Here is an 18,734-nt window from a genome sequence, read left to right on the forward strand (position 1 = left end):
GATTTCCGGGGCGCGGGCCTTTTCCGTATGTGTCAGTCCTCGCCGAGGTAGGCCTTGCGGACGGACTCGTCGTGGAGGAGGTCCGCGCCGGTGCCGGAGAGGACGATCTTGCCGACCTCCATGACGTGGCCGTGGTCCGCGAGGGAGAGGGCCGCCTGGGCGTTCTGCTCGACGAGCAGGATGGTGGTGCCCTGGGCCTTGAGTTCGACGATGGTCTCCATGATCTTCTGCATCATGATCGGGGAGAGGCCCATGGAGGGTTCGTCGAGCATCAGGAGCTTGGGCTGGCACATGAGGGCCCTGCCCATGGCGAGCATCTGCTGTTCGCCGCCCGAGAGGGTTCCGGCCGCCTGCTTCCGGCGTTCCCCGAGGATGGGGAAGAGGTCGTAGGCGCGCTGGATGTCCTTCTCGATGCCTGCCTTGTCGTTGCGGAGGTAGGCGCCGAGCTGGAGGTTCTCGGTGATGGTGAGCCGGGGGAAGATGTGACGTCCCTCGGGGGAGTGGGCGAGGCCCAGGGAGACGACCTTGTGCGCGGGTACGTCGTTGAGCGGTTTGCCGTCGAAGACGATGCGGCCGCCGGCCGGTTTGAGCAGGCCGGAGAGGGTGCGCAGGGTGGTGGTCTTGCCGGCGCCGTTGGTGCCGATGAGGGTGACGACCTGGCCGGCTTCGACGGTGAAGGAGATGCCCTTGACGGCTTCGATCTTGCCGTAGGCGACGCGGAGGTCCTCGACCTCCAGAAGTGCGGTCATCGGGTGTCCTCCTCCTCGGTGCTGGTGCTGGTGGTGGCTGTTTTCGCGGCGTCGGCGTCGGCCCCGGCGCTGGCTGCGGCGTCGGCTTCGGCGGCTTCGACCTCGGCGGCTTCTTCGGCGCCGGGGGCGCCTTCGAAGGGGGTGCCGAGGTAGGCGGCGACGACGCGTTCGTCGCTCTGGACCTCGGTCGGAGAGCCTTCGACGAGCTTTTCGCCCTGGACGAGGCAGGCGACGCGGTCGCAGAGGTTGAAGATGAACCGCATGTCGTGCTCGATGACGAGGACGGCGATGCCCTGGTCGCGGATGGCGAAGATGAGCTCTTCGGTGACGCGGGTTTCCTGCGGGTTCATGCCTGCGGTGGGCTCGTCGAGGAGGAGGAGTCCGGGGTCGCTGGCGAGGGCGCGGGCGATTTCCAGCTTGCGCTGGTCTCCGTAGGGGAGGTTGCGCGCGAGGTGGTCGGCCTTGTCGGCGAGGCCGATGAACTCCAGGAGTTCCATGGCGCGTTCGCGGCTGGCGTTCTCGGCCTTGGTGAAGCCGGGGAGGCGCAGGAGGGCGGACCAGAGGCCTTCCTTGGTCCTGGTGTGGCGTCCGACGAGGACGTTCTCCAGGACGGTCATGTTGGCGAAGAGCCGGATGTTCTGGAAGGTGCGGGCGATGCCTGCCTGGGTGACGAGGTGGGGCTTGGGCGGCAGGACGGTGCCCTTGTAGCTGACCTTGCCCTCGGTGGGGACGTAGAGGCCGGTGAGGCAGTTGAAGAAGGTGGTCTTGCCGGCACCGTTGGGGCCGATGAGGCCGACGATCTCGCCCGCGTTGACGGTGAGGTCGACGTTGCGTACGGCGGTGAGGCCGCCGAAGCGCATGGTGACGCCGTTGGCGTCGAGGACGGTGGTGGCGGTCTTCGTGGTGGTCATGGTGGTCACGCCCCCGCCTTGGCGATGCCGGCGGCGGTCTCTTCGGACTGTCGCGGTTCGGGTACGTCGGGCTGGTCGTTCTCGTGGAACTCGAGCTGCTTCCGGCGGTCGGCGACCAGTCCTTCGGGGCGCAGGCGCATCAGGAGGATGAGTGCGATGCCGAAGAGGAAGAGCTGGTAGTCCTGCATGAACTGGAGCTTCGCCGGGATGAGGTAGAGCAGTGCGGCGCCGACCAGGGGTCCGCTGAGGGTTCCCATGCCGCCGAGGATGACGGCGGCGAGGAGGAAGGCGGAGTTGGGGGGTACGGAGCCGGCGAACTGGTACTGCTCGGGCGTCACGGTGTAGTTGACGTGGGCCTGGACGGTTCCGGCGAGTCCGGCGAGGGTGGCGCCGAGGGCGAAGGCGAGCAGCTTGAGCCGGAAGGCGTTGATGCCCATGGCGGTGGCTGCGGTTTCGTCTTCGCGGATGGCGACCCAGGCGCGGCCGATGCGGGATTCTCCGGAGCGGCGGAAGACGAGCACGACGACGGCGGTGAAGACGAGCATCAGCAGGTAGTAGTTGGCGGACCTGCCGAGGTCGAAGCCGAGGATGTTGTGCTTGAGGCCGAAGTCGAATCCGAAGAAGTTGAGGTCGGGGATGCTGGGGATGCCCTGGGAGCCGTTGGTGAGGTCGGGTCCGCTGTTGCCGTTGAGGTTGTTCACGGTGAGGCGGAAGATTTCACCGAAGCCGAGGGTGACGATGGCGAGGTAGTCGCCGCGTAGCCGCAGGGTGGGTGCGCCGATGAGTACGCCGAAGACGAGTGATGCTCCGGCGCCGGTGAGTACGGCGGCCCAGAAGGGGAATTCGACGCCGATGGCCGACATGGTGGAGCCGGAGACCAGGGCGGCGGCGTAGGCGCCGACGCCGAGGAAGGCGACGTATCCGAGGTCGAGGAGGCCGGCGAGGCCGACGACGACGTTGAGGCCGAGTGCGACGGTGCCGAAGATGAGGATGTTGGCGCCGATGAGCGCGTATTCCTCTTTCTGCTGGGTGAAGGGGAAGCAGACGGCTGCGACGAGGGCGGCGGCGAGTGTGATGTTGCGGTGCTTCGTGGTCAGCGCGGTGAGGCGGGAGACGAGCCCGGCCCGGTGGAGTGCGGTGAAGGCGAAGCCGACGGTGATGAGGAAGCCGATGAAGAGTTCGGTGTAGTCGGTGTCGATGCCGTAGGCGAAGAGGTAGAGACCGATGCCGAACGCGGCGACGATGATGAGGATTTCGGCCCAGGAGGGGAGGTCTTTGGGGCGGGGGGCCTGGGGTGCGCCGAGGCTGTTGCGGAAGCGTTGCCAGGCGGTGGCCCCGGCCCCGTCGAGCGGCTGGTCGCCGGGGAGGCCGAGTGCGGTGACGGCGGCGATGAGTGCGCCGATGCCGCTGACCCAGGCGCCGGGTTCGAAGTTGACGACACCGCCGAGGTCGTAGGCGATTGCGCCCATGGTGTAGCCGGTGGTGCCGAGGGTGCCGAGGGCGAGGAGGCGGACGGGGCTGTTGGTGCCGCCGGGGGTGAGCCAGCGCAGGCCTCGGATGCCGTACCCGGACAGTGCGAGGAGCAGGGTGAGTGCGGCGCTGATGAGGGTGAGGACCTGGAGGCCGCCGGGGTAGCCGGTGACGGTGAGGTCGCCGGGGAATTCGTCGGTCCAGGTCCAGGCGAGGAAGGTGCCGGCCAGTGCGACGACGGAGCCGACGACGGTGCCGATGCGGGCCGCGGCGGCGGGGATCGGCAGGAAGGCGGGGCCGGGGGCGGTGGTGTGGTTGGTGGTCATCCGTATCACGCCCGATCCGCGACGCGTTCGCCGAGCAGGCCCTGGGGGCGGAGCAGCAGGACGATGATGAGGAGGACGAAGGCCCATACGTCCTTCCAGGCGCCGCCGCCGAAGAGGTCCATGCCGGGGACGTTGCTCATGTAGCCGGTGGCGAGGGATTCGGCGATGCCGAGTACGACGCCGCCGAGCATGGCTCCGTAGATGTTGCCGATGCCGCCGAGTACGGCTGCGGTGAAGGCCTTGAGGCCCATGATGAAGCCCATTTTGAAGCCGATCTGGCCGTTCTTGAGCCCGTAGGCGACGGCGGCGACGGCGGCGAACGCGGCACCGATGGCGAAGGCCATGACGATGATGCGGTCGGTGTTGATGCCCATGAGCTTGGCGGTGTCGGGGTCCTGGCTGGTGGCCTGCATGCCTCGGCCGGAGCGGGTCTTGGAGACGAAGAGCCCGAGGGCGAGCATGCAGATGGGTGCCGTGATGAGGACGAAGAGGTCACCGCGCTGGATGTGGGCGCCGAAGATGTCGATCGCTTCGCCCTTGAACTGGGGGAAGGAACGGTCCTTCTTGGCGTCGGGGTACCACTTCCAGATGGCCTGCTGGAGTGCGAGGGAGAGTCCGATCGCGGTGATGAGCGGGGCCAGTCGTGGGGCGGTGCGCAGGGGCCGGTAGGCGAAGCGTTCGGCGGCTGCGCTGACGGCGACGGAGCATATGACGCCGCCGATGATCATGAGGGGGATGATCGCGAGGAGGGAGACACCGGCCGGCATCCAGAGGTACACGGTGAGAGCTCCGAAGCCTCCGATCATGAAGATCTCGCCGTGGGCGAAGTTGATGAGCTGGATGATTCCGTAGACCATCGTGTAGCCGATCGCGATGAGACCGTACATCGCGCCGAGGATGAGTCCATTGGCCAGCTGTTGCGGCAGTTCGTTCACCGCAGGGCCTCCGTGGAGTGGTTCGGATATGGCACCGCGCGGGGGCGCTGGTAGCGCTCCCGCGCGGTCTGGTGTGGGTCAGGCGTGGCCCGGGGAGCTTGTTACGGCTTGTAGGCCTCGCTGAGCTTGGAGGTCCACTTGCCGCCGTCGACCTGGTAGGCGGTCATCATGGTGTTGGTGGTGTCGCCGTACTCGTCGAAGGAGACGGGGCCGGTGACGCCGTCGAACTTGACCTTGGCCATGGCCGCCAGGACCTTGGTGCGGGCGTCGTCGCCGGTGGGGAGCTTGCCGCCGTTGTCGGCGACGGCGATCTTGACGGCTTCGATGATCGACCAGGTGGCGTCGTAGGTGCCGCCGCCGTAGGCCTCGTAGGCGTCCTTGTATCCGGCGGTCTTGTAGTCCGCGATGAACTTCTTGGCGGAGTCGAGCTCCTCGACGGGCTTGCCGACGGAGGTGGCGATGTCGCCCTGGGCCTTCTTGTTGAGCTTGATGAAGTCGGCGCTGTACATGCCGTCGCCGCCCATGAGGGGGATCTGGACGCTGTCCTTGAGCTGCTGGCTCAGGGGCGCGCCGGCGGGGTACTCGCCGCCGTAGTAGACGGCCTTGGCGCCGGACTTCTTGACCTTGGTGACGACGGCGTTGAAGTCGCGGTCGTCGGGGTTCACGTGGTCGGAGCCGGCGATCTTGCCGCCGAGGGCGGTGAAGGTGTTCTTGAAGGAGGCGGCGAGACCGGCGCCGTAGGGCTTCTGGTCGTCGATGAGGTAGACCTGCTTGATCTTCGCGTTGTTGTAGAGGTACTTCGCGGCGAAGGCGCCCTGGATCTGGTCCGTGGTGGCGGTGCGGAAGTAGGTCTTGTAGGGGCGCTTCTTGTCGCCGGTCTTCCAGTTCTCGCCCTGGGTGAGCTCCGTGCCGGTGTTGGCGGGGGAGACCTGGGTGAGGTTGGCGTCGTTGAGCGGCTTCTGCATCGACTGGGAGACGCCGGAGTTCAGCGGGCCGACGACGCCGACGACGGTCTCGTCGTCGATGAACTTCTGGGCGTTCTGCTGGCCCACGGAGGGCTGCGCCTGGTCGTCGAGCGGCTTGACCTCGAACTTGATGCCCGGGACGGTGTTTTCCTTGTTGGCCGTCTTGGCGGCGAGGTCGGCGGAGTTCTTGATGCCGAGGCCGAGGGCGGACAGGTCACCGGTGATCGGTGCGTCGACGCCGATGACGACGGTCTGGGTGCCGCCGCCGTCGCTGCTCTTCTTGCTGTCGTCGCGCGACCCGCAGGCGGTGAGGGTGAGTGCTCCGGTCGTGAGCACGGTGGTGAGTATGAGCAAAGAACGGTGTCGCACGAAAGGTCCTTTCCCTGGCGCGGCCTCCTCTGCTTGAGGTGCCGTGACGTTCGCCGGGCCGTACTGGGTGGTAGAGGGGTGTGTTGCTGACGTGCCCGGCGGCGCGGTGACTGGCGGTGACTCTAGGCGCAGGTGTGGGGGTCCGGGATGGGTCCGCCGCAGGATGTGACTGTCTTGTTATGCCGTTGAGGAAGGCTTGAGGTGGCTGTGCGGACATGTACGGCTTTTTACCGGACGGTGAAGTGACCGCATGCTGAGAACGCGCAGCTCTGCTAAGGGGCTTGAGCCGATCATGCTGCTGTCGCGCGAGGTGGGGCGGGGTGTGGTGCGCGAGGGCATGGCGAGGTGCCCGGCGGCTGTGCGGCCGGGTGGGTGGGGTCGCGTCGGGGTGTCCGTGGACCGGGCGGTGATTACGCACTGTCACATCGGCGGTGATGTGGTCGACGCGGTGTGGTGTATGTGGGGTGCCGAGTGGGCCACACAACGCGGGTGCGGGTCAAGGGTGTTGGCGCATTCGGTCGCCAACTGTGGTCGGTGCGGCGGTGGTTGTGGGCGGGTATGGCACTGCCCGGCCGGATTGTGTTCCGGCCGGGCAGTGGTGTGGTGGTGTGCTGTGCGGTGTGTTCCGGCCCGTCAGGCGGCTTCGGGGCGGGGGGCGTCGCGGAGCAGGCAGGTCAGGCGTGCGGTGCAGACCCGCTTGTCCTGTTCGTCGGTGATGACGATCTCGTAGGTGGCGGTGGAGCGGCCGCGGTGTACGGGGGTGGCGACGCCGGTGACGAGTCCGCTGCGCACGCCGCGGTGGTGGGTGCAGTTCAGGTCGACGCCGACGGCGAGCTTGCCGGCGCCGCCGTGGAGCATGGAGCCGACGGAGCCGAGGGTCTCGGCGAGTACGGCGGAGGCGCCGCCGTGCAGCAGTCCGTAGGGCTGGGTGTTGCCCTCGACGGGCATGGTGCCCACGACGCGGTCCGCGGAGGCTTCGACGATGGTGACGCCCATGCGTTCGCCGAGGTGGCCGGCGGAGAAGAGCGCGGGCAGGTCGACGCCGAGGGCGGCGTACTCGTCGATGATCTCCTGGGGGAACTTGGGTGCGGTGTGCTCGCCCATGGGTCCGGCTCCGATCGTCTGCGATGGTTCAGTGCTTCATTGCTGTGTGCACCGTTCTTATCAGACGACTGAGCGGACGCTTAGGGACTGTGTGGTCGGTCACTCGGTCCGGTCACGCGGTGGTGTTCTCGAAGCGGACGACGACGGACTTGCTGGCCGGGGTGTTGCTGGTGTCGGCGGTGGAGCCGAGGGGGACCAGCACGTTGGTCTCGGGGTAGTAGGCGGCGGCGCAGCCCCGGGCGGTGGGGTAGTGCACGACGCGGAAGCCGGGGGCCCGGCGCTCCACGCCGTCCTTCCACTCGCTGACGAGGTCGGTGTACGCGCCGTCGGCCAGGCCGAGGGTGTGGGCGTCGTCGGGGTTGACCAGGACGACGCGGCGGCCGCCCTTGATGCCGCGGTAGCGGTCGTCGAGGCCGTAGATGGTGGTGTTGTACTGGTCGTGGGAGCGCAGGGTCTGCAACAGCAGTCTGCCTTCGGGGAGTTCGGGGTACTCGACGGGGGCGGCGGTGAAGTTGGCCTTGCCGGTCGTGGTGGGGAAGCGGCGTTCGTCGCGGGGGGCGTGCGGGAGGGTGAAGCCGCCGGGGCGTGCGACGCGGGCGTTGAAGTCCTCGAAGCCGGGGACGACGCGGGAGATGCGGTCGCGGATCGTCGCGTAGTCCTTCTCGAACTCTTCCCAGGGGGTGCGTGATCCGGGGCCGAGGACGGCGCGTGCGAGGCGGGCGATGATGGCGGGTTCGGAGAGCAGGCGGGGGCCGGCGGGGGTGAGGTTGCCGCGTGAGGCGTGGACCATGCTCATGGAGTCCTCGACGGTGACGAACTGCTTGCCGCTCGCCTGGACGTCCTTGTCGGTACGGCCCAGTGTCGGCAGGATCAGTGCGCGGGTGCCGGTGACGGCGTGCGAGCGGTTGAGTTTGGTGGAGACGTGGACGGTGAGGCGGGCGCGGCGCATCGCGGCCTCGGTGACGTCGGTGTCGGGGGTGGCGGCGACGAAGTTGCCGCCCATGGCGAAGAAGACCTTGGCGTCGCCGTCGCGCAGGGCCTGGATGGAGCGGACGACGTCGTAGCCGTGGTGGCGCGGTGAGGTGATCCCGAATTCCGCGTCGAGGGCGTCGAGGAAGGCGGGGGCGGGGCGCTCGAAGATGCCCATGGTGCGGTCGCCCTGCACGTTGGAGTGGCCGCGGACCGGGCAGACCCCGGCGCCGGGTCGGCCGATGTTGCCCCTCAGGAGCAGGAAGTTGACGACCTCGCGGATGGTCGGCACGGAGTGCTTGTGCTGGGTGAGGCCCATGGCCCAGCAGACGATGGTGCGTTTCGAGGCGAGGACCATGGCCAGGGCCTCTTCGATGGTGCCGCGGTCGAGGCCGGTGGCGGTGAGGGTCTCTTCCCAGTCGGCCTCGCGGGCGGCGGCGGCGAACTCCTCGTAACCGTGGGTGTGCTCTTGTACGAAGGTTTCGTCGACGGCGCCGGCGGTCTCCAGGATCATTTTGTTGAGGAGCCGGAACAGGGCCTGGTCGCCGCCGATGCGGATCTGGAGGAAGAGGTCGTTGAGCGCGGCGCCCTTGATCATGCCGAGCGGGGTCTGCGGGTTCTTGAACCGCTCCAGGCCGGCTTCGGGGAGCGGGTTCACCGAGATGATCTTCGCTCCGGCCGATTTGGCCTTCTCCAGGGCGGAGAGCATCCGGGGGTGGTTCGTGCCGGGGTTCTGCCCGGCGACGATGATCAGGTCCGCCTGGTGGAGGTCCTCCAGGGAGACGCTGCCCTTGCCGATGCCGATGGTCTCCGTCAGTGCGGAGCCGGAGGACTCGTGGCACATGTTGGAGCAGTCGGGGAGGTTGTTGGTGCCGAATTCGCGGGCGAACAGCTGGAGCAGGAACGCGGCCTCGTTGCTGGTGCGGCCCGAGGTGTAGAAGAGGGCCTCGTCGGGGGAGCCGAGTGCGCGCAGCTCCTCGGCGATGATGTCGAAGGCGCGCTCCCAGGTCACCGCCTCGTACCGGTCGGCGCCCTCGGGGAGGTACATCGGCTGGGTGATCCGGCCCTGCTGGCCCAGCCAGTACCCGCTGCGGGTGGCGAGGTCGGCGACGGGGTGCGCGGCGAAGAAGTCGGGGGTGACCCGGCGCAGTGTCGCTTCCTCGGCGACGGCCTTGGCGCCGTTCTCGCAGAATTCGGCCGTGTGCCGCTCGTCGCCTTCGGGCCAGGCGCAGCCGGGGCAGTCGAAGCCGTTCTTCTGGTTGACCTTGAGGAGGGTCTGCGCGGTGCGCCGCACGCCCATCTGCTGCTGTGCGACGAGCAGGCTGTGGGCGACGGCGGGCAGCCCGGCGGCGGCGTGCTGGGCCGGCCCGACCCGCGGCGCGTCCTGGACCGGGTCTCCTGTGGGCGGCTTGGTGGCCATTGCGTGCTCCCCTTTGAGCTGCCGGTGTTCCTTTGCCGATCCTGTCACGCGGCACTGACACGTGGCACCGACGGGGAGAGGGCGTGCCGGGTCGGTCGGGAATGTCAGTGGTCCGTGGCAGGATCGGGGGCGTGGCTGAGACGGCATCGAAGAAGACGGCAGACAACCGACCGCGCCTGCTCCTGATGGACGGGCACTCCCTGGCGTACCGGGCGTTCTTTGCGCTGCCTGCGGAGAATTTCACGACAGGGTCGGGGCAGCCGACGAACGCGGTGTACGGCTTCGCGTCGATGCTCGCGAACACACTGCGTGACGAGGCGCCGACGCATTTCGCGGTGGCGTTCGACGTCTCCCGCAAGACCTGGCGCTCGCAGGAGTTCCCGGAGTACAAGGCGAACCGCTCGAAGACCCCGGACGAGTTCAGGGGGCAGGTCGAGCTGATCGGCGAGCTGCTGGACGCGATGCACGCGGACCGTTTCGCGGTCGACGGCTTCGAGGCGGACGATGTCATCGCCACGCTGGCCACGCAGGCCGAGGCGGCCGGCTTCGAGGTGCTGATCGTCACCGGTGACCGGGATTCGTTCCAGCTGATCACGGACAACATCACGGTGCTGTACCCGACGAAGGGCGTCTCGGAGCTGACGCGTTTCACCCCGGCGAAGGTCGAGGAGAAGTACGGGCTCACGCCGCAGCAGTATCCGGACTGCGCGGCGCTGCGCGGTGACCCGTCGGACAACCTGCCGGGCATCCCCGGTGTGGGTGAGAAGACCGCCGCGAAGTGGATCAACCAGTTCGGTTCGTTCGCCGAGCTGGTCGAGCGGGCCGAGGAGGTCAAGGGCAAGGCCGGGCAGAATTTCCGGGACCACCTGGACGCGGTGCGGCTGAACCGCAGGCTGACCGAGATGGTCCGTGACGTGGAGCTGCCGAAGACCCCGCAGGACCTGGAGCGTGCCCCGTACGACCGCACGGCGGTCACGGGTGTGCTGGACGTGCTGGAGATCCGCAATCCGAGCCTGCGTGAGCGGCTGCTGGCCGTCGACCCGGGCGCGGCCGAGGACGAGGCGCCGGCGCCCGCCGCGGGTGTCGAGCTGGACGGTGCGGTGCTGGGTGCCGGCGAGCTCGTGCCGTGGCTCGCCGAGCACGGCGGGCAGCCGCTCGGTGTGGCCACGGTCGACACCTGGGCGGTGGGCAGTGGCGCGGTCACCGAGGTCGCGCTGGCGGCGGCGGACGGGGCGGCGGCCTGGTTCGACCCGGCCGCGCTCGACGAGGCCGACGAGCAGGCGTTCGCCGCGTGGATCGGCGACGCGGACCGGCCCAAGGTCATGCACAACGCGAAGAGCGCGATGCGGGTCTTCCCGGAGCACGGCTGGCAGGTCGAAGGTGTCACGATGGACACCGCGCTGGCCGCCTATCTGGTCAAGCCCGGCCGTCGTTCCTTCGCGCTGGACGCGCTGGCGGTGGAGTACCTGGGCCGTGAGCTGGCTCCCGCCGCGGCGTCCGACGGGCAGCTGGCCTTCGGCGCGGACGACCAGGCCGAGGCCGAGTCCCTGATGGCGCAGGCCCGCGCGGTCCTTGACCTGGGCGACGCGTTCACCGCACGGCTCGCGGAGGTCGGCGCGGCCGGGCTGCTGCACGACATGGAGCTGCCGACGTCCGCGCTGCTGGCCCGTCTGGAGCGGCACGGCATCGCCGCCGACCGGGCCCATCTGGAAGGTATGGAGCAGCAGTTCGCCGGTGCGGTGCAGCAGGCGGTGAAGGAGGCGCACGCCGCGGTCGGCCGTGAGTTCAACCTCGGCTCGCCCAAGCAGCTCCAGGAGGTCCTCTTCGGTGAGCTGGGCCTGCCGAAGACGAAGAAGACGAAGACCGGGTACACCACGGACGCCGACGCGCTGGCCTGGCTCGCCGCGCAGACCGAGCACGAGCTGCCGGTGATCATGCTGCGCCACCGTGAGCAGGCCAAGCTGCGGGTCACGGTCGAGGGCCTGATCAAGACGATCGCGGCGGACGGCCGTATCCACACCACGTTCAACCAGACGGTGGCGGCGACGGGCCGGCTCTCCTCCACCGACCCCAACCTGCAGAACATCCCGGTCCGTACGGACGAGGGCCGGGCCATCCGCCGGGGCTTCGTCGTCGGCGAGGGCTTCGAGACGCTGATGACGGCCGACTACAGCCAGATCGAACTGCGGGTGATGGCCCACCTCTCCGAGGACGCCGGCCTGATCGAGGCGTTCACCTCCGGCGAGGACCTGCACACCACGGTCGCCTCGCAGGTCTTCGGCGTCGACAAGTCGGCGGTCGACCCGGAGATGCGCCGCAAGATCAAGGCCATGAGCTACGGACTCGCGTACGGGCTCTCCGCGTTCGGCCTCTCCCAGCAGCTGAACATCGAGGCCGGCGAGGCACGCGGCCTGATGGACACCTACTTCGAGCGGTTCGGCGGGGTGCGTGACTATCTGCACCGGGTGGTGGAGGAGGCCAGGGCCACGGGATACACGGAGACGGTCTTCGGCCGCCGCCGTTACCTCCCCGACCTCAACAGCGACAACCGCCAGCGCCGCGAGATGGCCGAGCGGATGGCGCTCAACGCACCGATCCAGGGCACGGCCGCGGACATCGTCAAGGTCGCCATGCTCCAGGTCGACCGGGCGCTGACCGAGGCGAAGCTGAAGTCCCGGATGCTGCTCCAGGTCCATGACGAAATCGTGCTGGAGATCGCCGAGGGCGAGCGGGCGCGGGTGGAGGAGATCCTGCGCCACGAGATGTCCACGGCCGTGCAGTTGCGCGCCCCGCTGGATGTCTCGGTGGGCGTCGGTACGGACTGGGAGTCCGCGGCGCACTGACCCCGCGAGGGCGCCGGACGGGCGGGGCACGCCGCCCCGGCCCGTCCCGGTGTCCGGGTCAGGCGCGTCCGGCGACCGCGGGTTCGGCAGGGCGCGGTCGCCGCATCCGCAGCCGCATCCAGGCCCCGTACAGCACCAGACCCACCGCCAGCCCCGCCCCGGCGCCGAAGCAGGCGGTCGGGATGATGTCCAGCGGGGTGTCGATGTGCCCGAAGTACGCGTACCAGCGCGCGCACCGGTGGACGACGCCGAGCAGCAGGCAGACGCCCAGCAGCACTCCCGCCGCCCACCGGCCCCGCCGGTCCAGCACCGGCACCGACGGCGGGGCCGGGCGGGCCCCGGTCCCGCGCAGCCCCGACGCCGTGAACCAGGTGAGCACTGCCAGGGCCACCGCCGAACTGCCGTACTGCACCAGCTGGAACACCGGGAATCCGCCGACGCTCCCGTCGAGCACCGGCACCAGGCGCACACCCCACCGGTCGTGATGGGTGAAGGCGTCCCAGACGACATGGGTGGCGGCCCCGGCCATCGCCGACACCACGAACCCCACGGCCGCCCGGACATCCCGGGCCGCGGGCCGCCCCCGTACGAACGCGTGGACGCGCCCCTGCCAGCTGCCCGGCAGCAGCGCCACCAGCGGTTCGCGCAGCAGCAGCCACAACGCCACCACGGCCGCGGTGATCAGCACGTCGACGGTGAACACGCCCCACACCGAGTGGGTGACCTGCCCGAACTCCATGGCGCCGGGGATCGCGGTGTCGGCGTAGTACGTCATGTCGGGGGCGAACGAACCCGCGACGAGGGCCGAGGCGAACAGCGGCCCACGCGCCGTCCCGTCCCGCCGCATCCCGGGCAGCACGGCGGCGGCATGACTCAGTGTGAACGGCATGGCGGCAAGTATGCGCGAGCGGCCGAGGCCTGCCGTGTCCCGCCCGTACGCCGCCGTGCAACTTGCTGTCGGGAACGTGAAAAACAGGTAAGAACCGGTCAGTGCACAGTGTCCCGGTGGCACAAGTTGCCGTAGGGTCGCCTGAGTCCTGTCGCTGGGGAGCGGGGACTTTCTCGAAGGGGAGGGGCCTGAGGTATGGCAGCGCAATTCGGTCGCCGGCTTCGCAAGGGGGCGACCACCACCGCTGTGGCCGCCGTTGCCGTGGCGGCGCTCTCCGCCTCGGGGGCCCCGGGCGCCACGCTGGTCACCGGGAGCGACGACCCGCAGGCCACCGGGTCGACACCTCCGCCCGACGACAGCGCGGCCACCGGCAACTCGCCGTACTACACGGACCTGCCCCCGCTGAACACCCCCAACAAGCCGGGCACGTCCACGAATCTGCCCGTCACCGGCAGCGCCGAATCCGGCATCCCGGCCTCGATCCTGGCCGCGTACAAGAAGGCCGAGCAGACCGTCGCCGGCAGCGACGCCGCCTGCCGGCTGCCCTGGCAGCTGCTCGCCGCGATCGGCAAGGTCGAGTCCGGCCAGGCCCGCGGCGGCCGGGTCGACGCGAACGGCACCACGTTCTCGCCGATCCTCGGCCCGGTCCTCGACGGCCGGGGCTTCGCCATGATCAAGGACACCGACAACGGGGCGTACGACGGGGACTCGACCCACGACCGCGCCGTCGGCCCGATGCAGTTCATCCCGTCCACCTGGGCGACCTGGGGCCAGGACGGCAACGGCGACGGCCGCAAGGACCCCAACAACATCTACGACGCGGCGCTCGCCGCCGGACGCTACCTCTGCGCCGGCTCCCGCGATCTGTCCCTCGCCGCGGACCTCGACCGGGCGGTCCTGAGCTACAACCACTCGGACGCCTATCTGCGTACCGTCCGCTCGTGGTTCGACTACTACAAGCGCGGCACCCACGAGATCCCCGACGGAACCGGCGCCGTCCCGCCCGGCCTCGGCAGCGGTACGGACCGCGACCCCGGCAGCCCGAGCCCGTCGCCCTCGCCGCCCGGATCCGGCAAGCCGTCGCCCGGCCCCTCGAAGCCGGGCGACGGCGGGTCGACCAAGCCGACCCCGGAGCCGACGCCTCCCACCAAGCCGTCCGAGACCCTCGCGGGCGTGGAGAACGCCGGTACGGGCACACTTGCGGCCACCGCGGGCGACGCCTTCGCCGAGCGGATCAAGGTGCGGGCCAAGAACAAGCTCGGCGGCCCGCTCGCCAAGGTGTCCGTGACCTTCACCGTCGCCGGTGACACCGACGCCGCCTTCGACGGCGGGAAGAAGGCGGTCACCCTCCGGACCGGCGCCGACGGAACGGTCACCGCCCCGGTGCTGAAGGCGGGCGAGAAGGCCGGGAAGTTCACGGTGCGGGCCACCGCCACCGGCCGCTCGCTGCCCCCCGTCACCTACGACGCGACCGTCACCGCCCGCCAGGCCGACGCGATCGCCAGGACCGACGACAAGGCGCTGACCGCGGCGCCAGGCGCCGAGTTCGCCGACACCGTCGAGGTCAAGGCCACCTACAAGGGCGAGATCGCGTCCGGGGTCGCCGTCACCGCCACCATGATCACCGACGCCGAGAAGCCGGCCGAGAACGACAAGGGCCCCTACTTCAAGGACGCCGACGGCAAGACGGTCCGTACCCTCACGGGGCTGAAGACCGGCGCCGACGGCACTCTGAAGCTGCCCAAGATCTACGCCGACGGCACCGCGGGCACCTACAAGCTGCGCCTCACCACAGAGGGCGGCGCCACGGTCGTCGTCGAGCTGAAGGTCGAGGCGTCCGAGCCCTCGGCGACACCCGATCCCTCCGGGACGCCCGACGCCTCCGAGACGCCCGAGCCGTCCGGGACGCCCGCCGCCTGACCTCGTTCCTCCGCACGCCGCAGCAGCCCCTCCGCCACCACCCGGCAGAGGGGCTGTTCTACGTGTTCTCATCTCGCGCCCGCGTTGCTACGGTGCCCCAACCCTGACGACCCATCAGATCCATGCTCTCCGGGAGGACCGGCATGCGTGCTCTCGTCGCCGCCGCCATCGGGCTGGCCGCAGCCCTCGCGCTCGTCTTCACCATCACGGCGATCGGAGCCCCGCCCGGAGAGACCTCACCCAAACCCCTGCTGACCACCATCCCGGGCCCCAAGAACTAGTGCCCCTCACCGGCACTGACCACCGGAAGCAACCGAAGCCGAGGGAGGGCACCCACATGCGCCGCCGAGCCAGCCTCGTACTCCTGGCATTCGCCGTCTTCTTCGCCGCCATGTCGCCACTGATGCGCTGGTACGCCTTCCCCAGGCTGGCGAAGATCCCGCCCAGCCAGTACCAGGAGACGGTGCTGGAGGCGAAGCCCGCCACCCTCCTCGACTACAACGACAACATGAAGGTGAAGACGGTCCCCAAGGTCACCATCGTGCAGACCCTCAAGGGCAACGTCGAGGAGTCCGAGAAGATCGAGCGCAGTGCCGGACGCGACGTCGTCGTCTGGGACGCCCTCAGCTTCGTGGCCGGCCCGGACGGCAAGATGGTCTCCCAGATCCCCGAGCGCTACATCTTCGACGCCCACAGCCAGGCCCCCGTCCACGCCACCGGCGAATCCGTCGACGGCGACCCGGTCCGGCGCGAGGGCATCGAGTTCAAGTGGCCCTTCCTCACCGAGAAGCGCGACTACGAGTACTTCGACGCCCAGACCCGCACCAGCTCGCCCATCCACTACAAGGGCACCCGCACCTTCCATGGCATGGACGTCTACTACTTCGAGCAGACCATCCCGTGGACCAAGGTCCCGATGCCGAAGAAGATGCCGATCAAGGGCGTCACCACGGAACAGATCGCGAAGACGGGCATGACCCGCTGGTACACCACCAAGCGGATGTTCTGGATCGACCCGGTCACCGGAGCGCCCGTCAACGGCGAGGAGATCCACAAGGAGGAGCTGCGCAACGCCAAGAAGATGGGCATGCCGCAGGACACCATGACCGTGTTCGCCGGGCACGTGAAGATGCGCCCGGACTACGTCGAATCGGTCGTCGACCTGGTCAAGTCCCAGCGCCTGCTGGTCCTGCTCCTCACCTCGTACCTGCCGTGGGGCTTCCTGGTCCTCGGTGCCGGACTGCTCGCCCTCGCCCTGTGGCTGGAGGCCCGCTCCCGCCGCCCGGACCCGACAGCGGACCCCGTGCCTACTCCTGCTCCCGCTTGAGCCGTGCCTTCGTGAACCGGGTCGCCTCCACCGTGGTGGGGTCCTCCGGCCACGGGTGCTTCGGATAGCGGCCGCGCAGCTCCGCCCGTACGGCCCGGTAGCCGTCCTGCCAGAACGACGCCAGATCGGCGGTGACGGCGGCGGGCCGGCCGGCCGGGGAGAGGAGGTGGACCAGGACCGGCACCCCGGCCACCCGCGGGGTCTCCCGCAGACCGAACAGCTCCTGGAGCTTCACCGCGAGCACCGGCTGTGCCCCGCCGTACTCCACCCTGATACGGGAACCGCTCGGCACCTCGATCCGCTCCGGCGCCAGCTCGTCCAGCCGCACCGCCTCGCCGGTCGCCCACGGCAGCAGCCGCCGCAGCGCCTGCCCCGCGTCGATCCGCGCCAGATCGGAGCGCCGCCGGGCCCGGGACAGCTCGGGCTCCAGCCACTGGTCGGTACGTTCCAGCAGCGCGTCCCGCGACACGTCCGGCCAGGGTTCGCCCAGCTCGCGGTGGAGGAACGCGAGCCGCTCCCGCAACTGCTCGCTCTCCCGTGTCCAGCGCAGCAGTACCGGTCCCTCGCGCCGCAGCCCCTCGACCAGCGCCCCACGCACCAGCTCCGGTGCCGGCTGCTTCAGCGGGCGCACCGACAGCTCGACGGCGCCCAGCCGCTCCACCCGGCGGGCCACCACGTCGCCGCCGGCCCAGTGGACCTCCTCGCCCGCGAACCGCAGATGCCCGGCGGCCACCCGTGCCGTTTCCTCGTCGATGACGGCCGCGAGCCGCACCCGCGCGGACGCCGAGTGCGCGGGCCGGTCGGCGACCGCGACCGCCAGCCACGGCGCGCTGCGCAGCCCCGAACCGTCCCGCAGCTGCGCACCCGTCCCCGAAACCATCAGGAACGCCCCCTCGCCCCGGGCCCGAGCCACCCGCTCCGGGAACGCCAGCGCGGCCACCAGGCCCACGGCCGCGTCGTCCGGCCCGGACCCCCCGCCCGCGTCCGCGACGAACGCGTCCGTGACGAAGGAGGACAGCCGCCGCACCTCCTGCCGCCAGCGCGCCGCGTACCCGTCCCCGCCCCGCCGGGCGGCGCGCAGCGCGGCCGCCAGATCGTCCCCGTACTCCCTCGGCGGTTCCTCGCTCAGCAGCGCCACGACCTCGGCGGCCCGCCGCCCTCCCACCTCGTCGGCGCCGTCCAGCAGCGCCCGTGCCAGCCGGGGATGCAGGCCCAGACGGGACATCCGTACGCCCCGGTCGGTCACCCGGCCCTCCGCGTCCACCGCGCCGACCGCCGTCAGCACCTCGCGCGCCGCGCTCATCGCACCCGCGGGCGGCGGGTCGAGCAGCGCCAGCCCGGAGGCGTCCGGATCGCCCCAGCACGCCGCCTGCAACGCGAACGCCGCCAGGTCCGCGACCTTGATCTCCGGGGACGGGAACCGGGCGAGCCGCCCGTCCTCCGCCTGCGCCCAGCACCGGTACACCGCCCCGGGCGCCTCCCGCCCGGCCCGGCCCGCCCGCTGTCTTCCGGCCGCCTGCGAGGCCCGCACCGTCGTCAGCGCGCTCAGCCCCCGCGCGTGATCGGTACGCGGCTCCCTGGCCAGCCCCGAGTCCACCACCACCCGCACCCCGGGCACCGTGAGGGACGATTCCGCCACCGAGGTCGCCAGCACCACCCGCCGCCCCTCGCCGGACGACCCGGCCAGCACCGCGTCCTGCACCGCCGCCGGAGCCCGCCCGTGCACCTGGAGCACCTCGGCGGCCACCCCGGCCAGCTGCCCCGCGACCCGGCCGATCTCGCCGACGCCCGGCAGGAAGCACAGCACGTCGCCGTCCCGCTCGGCGAGCGCCCGGCGCACCGTCGCGGCCACATGCGTCAGCAGCGCCGGATCGACCCTCATCCCGTGCGGCGGACGCACCGGAGCGGCGGGCGGCGCCCAGACCACCTCCACCGGATGCGAGACCCCCTGCGCCTCGACCACCGGGGCATCGCCCAGCAGCCGTGCCCAGCCCTGCGCGTCCGTCGTCGCGGACGCGGCGACCAGCCGCAGATCGGGCCGGATCGCCTCCCGCACGTCGAGCAGGAACGCGGCGACCGTGTCCGCGTCCAGATGGCGCTCGTGGCACTCGTCGATGATCACCGCGTCGACCCCGGCCAGCTCCTGGTCGCGCTGGAGCCGCTGGAGCAGCACCCCGGTGGTCACCACCTCCACCACCGTGTCGCGCCCCACCACCCGCTCCCCGCGGACCGTGAACCCCACCCGGCCGCCGGCCCGCTCCCCGATGAGCCACGCCATCCGCCGCGCCGCCGCCCGTGCCGCGATCCGCCGCGGCTCCGCGACCACCACCCGGCGCACCGGACCGCCGCCGGCCAGACCGGCCAGGACCAGCGGTACGAGGGTCGTCTTGCCGGTGCCGGGCGGCGCGCACAGCACCGCGACGCCGCGGTCGTCGAGCGCCTGCTCCAGGGCGGGCACAGCGGTGCGTACGGGCAACTGGTCCAGGGCGTCGGTACGGATCACGCCCCCAGTCTCGTACGGCCCGCCCCCGCTCCCG

Annotated in this window: 13 protein-coding genes; 4 read left to right on the forward strand and 9 right to left on the reverse strand. The window is 70.4% G+C overall.

Going from position 1 to position 18,734, the window contains the following annotated elements:
* Window positions 1–32: 32 nt before the first annotated feature.
* The 7 genes from ACFYY7_RS04180 to ACFYY7_RS04210 all read right to left on the reverse strand — a co-directional run bounded on the left by ACFYY7_RS04180 (window position 33) and on the right by ACFYY7_RS04210 (window position 9,218).
* On the reverse strand, window positions 33–749 hold the full coding sequence (locus ACFYY7_RS04180; RefSeq protein ID WP_351255484.1) for an ABC transporter ATP-binding protein: 717 nt from the start codon (window positions 747–749) through the stop codon (window positions 33–35).
* Window positions 746–1,669 carry an ABC transporter ATP-binding protein gene (locus ACFYY7_RS04185; RefSeq protein ID WP_388656729.1) on the reverse strand — a complete coding sequence of 308 codons (924 nt, stop codon included), beginning with the start codon at window positions 1,667–1,669 and terminating at the stop codon, window positions 746–748. The genes ACFYY7_RS04180 and ACFYY7_RS04185 overlap by 4 nt, the downstream gene beginning before the upstream one ends.
* Complete coding sequence (locus tag ACFYY7_RS04190; protein ID WP_388656732.1) at window positions 1,666–3,456, reverse strand: branched-chain amino acid ABC transporter permease; 1,791 nt, start codon at window positions 3,454–3,456, stop codon at window positions 1,666–1,668. Before ACFYY7_RS04190 ends, ACFYY7_RS04185 begins: the two co-directional genes overlap by 4 nt.
* 5 nt (window positions 3,457–3,461) lie before the next feature.
* The gene (locus ACFYY7_RS04195; protein WP_326764999.1) at window positions 3,462–4,391 is read right to left on the reverse strand and encodes a branched-chain amino acid ABC transporter permease; all 930 of its coding nucleotides are present in this window, start codon (window positions 4,389–4,391) and stop codon (window positions 3,462–3,464) included.
* A 101-nt stretch (window positions 4,392–4,492) separates the two neighbouring features.
* Window positions 4,493–5,710: a branched-chain amino acid ABC transporter substrate-binding protein gene (locus ACFYY7_RS04200; RefSeq protein ID WP_388657120.1), complete on the reverse strand. Its 1,218-nt coding sequence runs from the start codon at window positions 5,708–5,710 to the stop codon at window positions 4,493–4,495.
* 648 nt (window positions 5,711–6,358) lie between these two features.
* On the reverse strand, window positions 6,359–6,829 hold the full coding sequence (locus ACFYY7_RS04205; protein WP_358946745.1) for a hotdog fold thioesterase: 471 nt from the start codon (window positions 6,827–6,829) through the stop codon (window positions 6,359–6,361).
* A 112-nt stretch (window positions 6,830–6,941) separates the two neighbouring features.
* The gene (locus tag ACFYY7_RS04210; RefSeq protein WP_388656737.1) at window positions 6,942–9,218 is read right to left on the reverse strand and encodes an FdhF/YdeP family oxidoreductase; all 2,277 of its coding nucleotides are present in this window, start codon (window positions 9,216–9,218) and stop codon (window positions 6,942–6,944) included.
* 131 nt (window positions 9,219–9,349) lie between these two features.
* On the opposite strand from ACFYY7_RS04210, the gene polA reads away from it, so the two are divergent.
* Window positions 9,350–12,061, forward strand: a complete 2,712-nt coding sequence (polA, locus tag ACFYY7_RS04215) for a DNA polymerase I (RefSeq protein ID WP_388656740.1) — start codon at window positions 9,350–9,352, stop codon at window positions 12,059–12,061.
* Between the two features lie 58 nt (window positions 12,062–12,119).
* Here the strand turns inward: polA and ACFYY7_RS04220 are convergent, their stop codons facing one another.
* Window positions 12,120–12,950, reverse strand: a complete 831-nt coding sequence (locus ACFYY7_RS04220; RefSeq protein ID WP_388656743.1) for a DUF4184 family protein — start codon at window positions 12,948–12,950, stop codon at window positions 12,120–12,122.
* Between the two features lie 195 nt (window positions 12,951–13,145).
* On the opposite strand from ACFYY7_RS04220, the gene ACFYY7_RS04225 reads away from it, so the two are divergent.
* The 3 genes from ACFYY7_RS04225 to ACFYY7_RS04235 all read left to right on the forward strand — a co-directional run bounded on the left by ACFYY7_RS04225 (window position 13,146) and on the right by ACFYY7_RS04235 (window position 16,197).
* Entirely contained in the window at window positions 13,146–14,870 is a 1,725-nt protein-coding gene (locus ACFYY7_RS04225) for a lytic murein transglycosylase (RefSeq protein WP_388656745.1), read from the forward strand.
* A gap of 143 nt (window positions 14,871–15,013) precedes the next feature.
* Window positions 15,014–15,151 carry an SPW_0924 family protein gene (locus ACFYY7_RS04230; RefSeq protein ID WP_266736577.1) on the forward strand — a complete coding sequence of 46 codons (138 nt, stop codon included), beginning with the start codon at window positions 15,014–15,016 and terminating at the stop codon, window positions 15,149–15,151.
* Between the two features lie 56 nt (window positions 15,152–15,207).
* Window positions 15,208–16,197, forward strand: coding sequence for a DUF3068 domain-containing protein (locus ACFYY7_RS04235; protein ID WP_388656748.1), 990 nt, complete (start codon window positions 15,208–15,210; stop codon window positions 16,195–16,197).
* Here the strand turns inward: ACFYY7_RS04235 and hrpB are convergent.
* Entirely contained in the window at window positions 16,178–18,700 is a 2,523-nt protein-coding gene (gene hrpB, locus ACFYY7_RS04240) for an ATP-dependent helicase HrpB (RefSeq protein ID WP_388656751.1), read from the reverse strand. The genes ACFYY7_RS04235 and hrpB overlap by 20 nt on opposite strands.
* Window positions 18,701–18,734 lie beyond the last annotated feature (34 nt).

Source organism: Streptomyces sp. NPDC001933 (assembly GCF_042890955.1).
Classification (GTDB): domain Bacteria; phylum Actinomycetota; class Actinomycetes; order Streptomycetales; family Streptomycetaceae; genus Streptomyces.

Coding starts and splice junctions, on each gene's coding strand:
- ACFYY7_RS04180 (WP_351255484.1), bottom strand. CDS start 749: ATGACCGCACTTCTGGAGGTCGAGGACCTCCGCGTCGCCTACGGCAAG.
- ACFYY7_RS04190 (WP_388656732.1), bottom strand. CDS start 3,456: ATGACCACCAACCACACCACCGCCCCCGGCCCCGCCTTCCTGCCGATC.
- ACFYY7_RS04205 (WP_358946745.1), bottom strand. CDS start 6,829: ATGGGCGAGCACACCGCACCCAAGTTCCCCCAGGAGATCATCGACGAG.
- ACFYY7_RS04210 (WP_388656737.1), bottom strand. CDS start 9,218: ATGGCCACCAAGCCGCCCACAGGAGACCCGGTCCAGGACGCGCCGCGG.
- ACFYY7_RS04220 (WP_388656743.1), bottom strand. CDS start 12,950: ATGCCGTTCACACTGAGTCATGCCGCCGCCGTGCTGCCCGGGATGCGG.
- ACFYY7_RS04225 (WP_388656745.1), top strand. CDS start 13,146: ATGGCAGCGCAATTCGGTCGCCGGCTTCGCAAGGGGGCGACCACCACC.
- ACFYY7_RS04230 (WP_266736577.1), top strand. CDS start 15,014: ATGCGTGCTCTCGTCGCCGCCGCCATCGGGCTGGCCGCAGCCCTCGCG.
- ACFYY7_RS04235 (WP_388656748.1), top strand. CDS start 15,208: ATGCGCCGCCGAGCCAGCCTCGTACTCCTGGCATTCGCCGTCTTCTTC.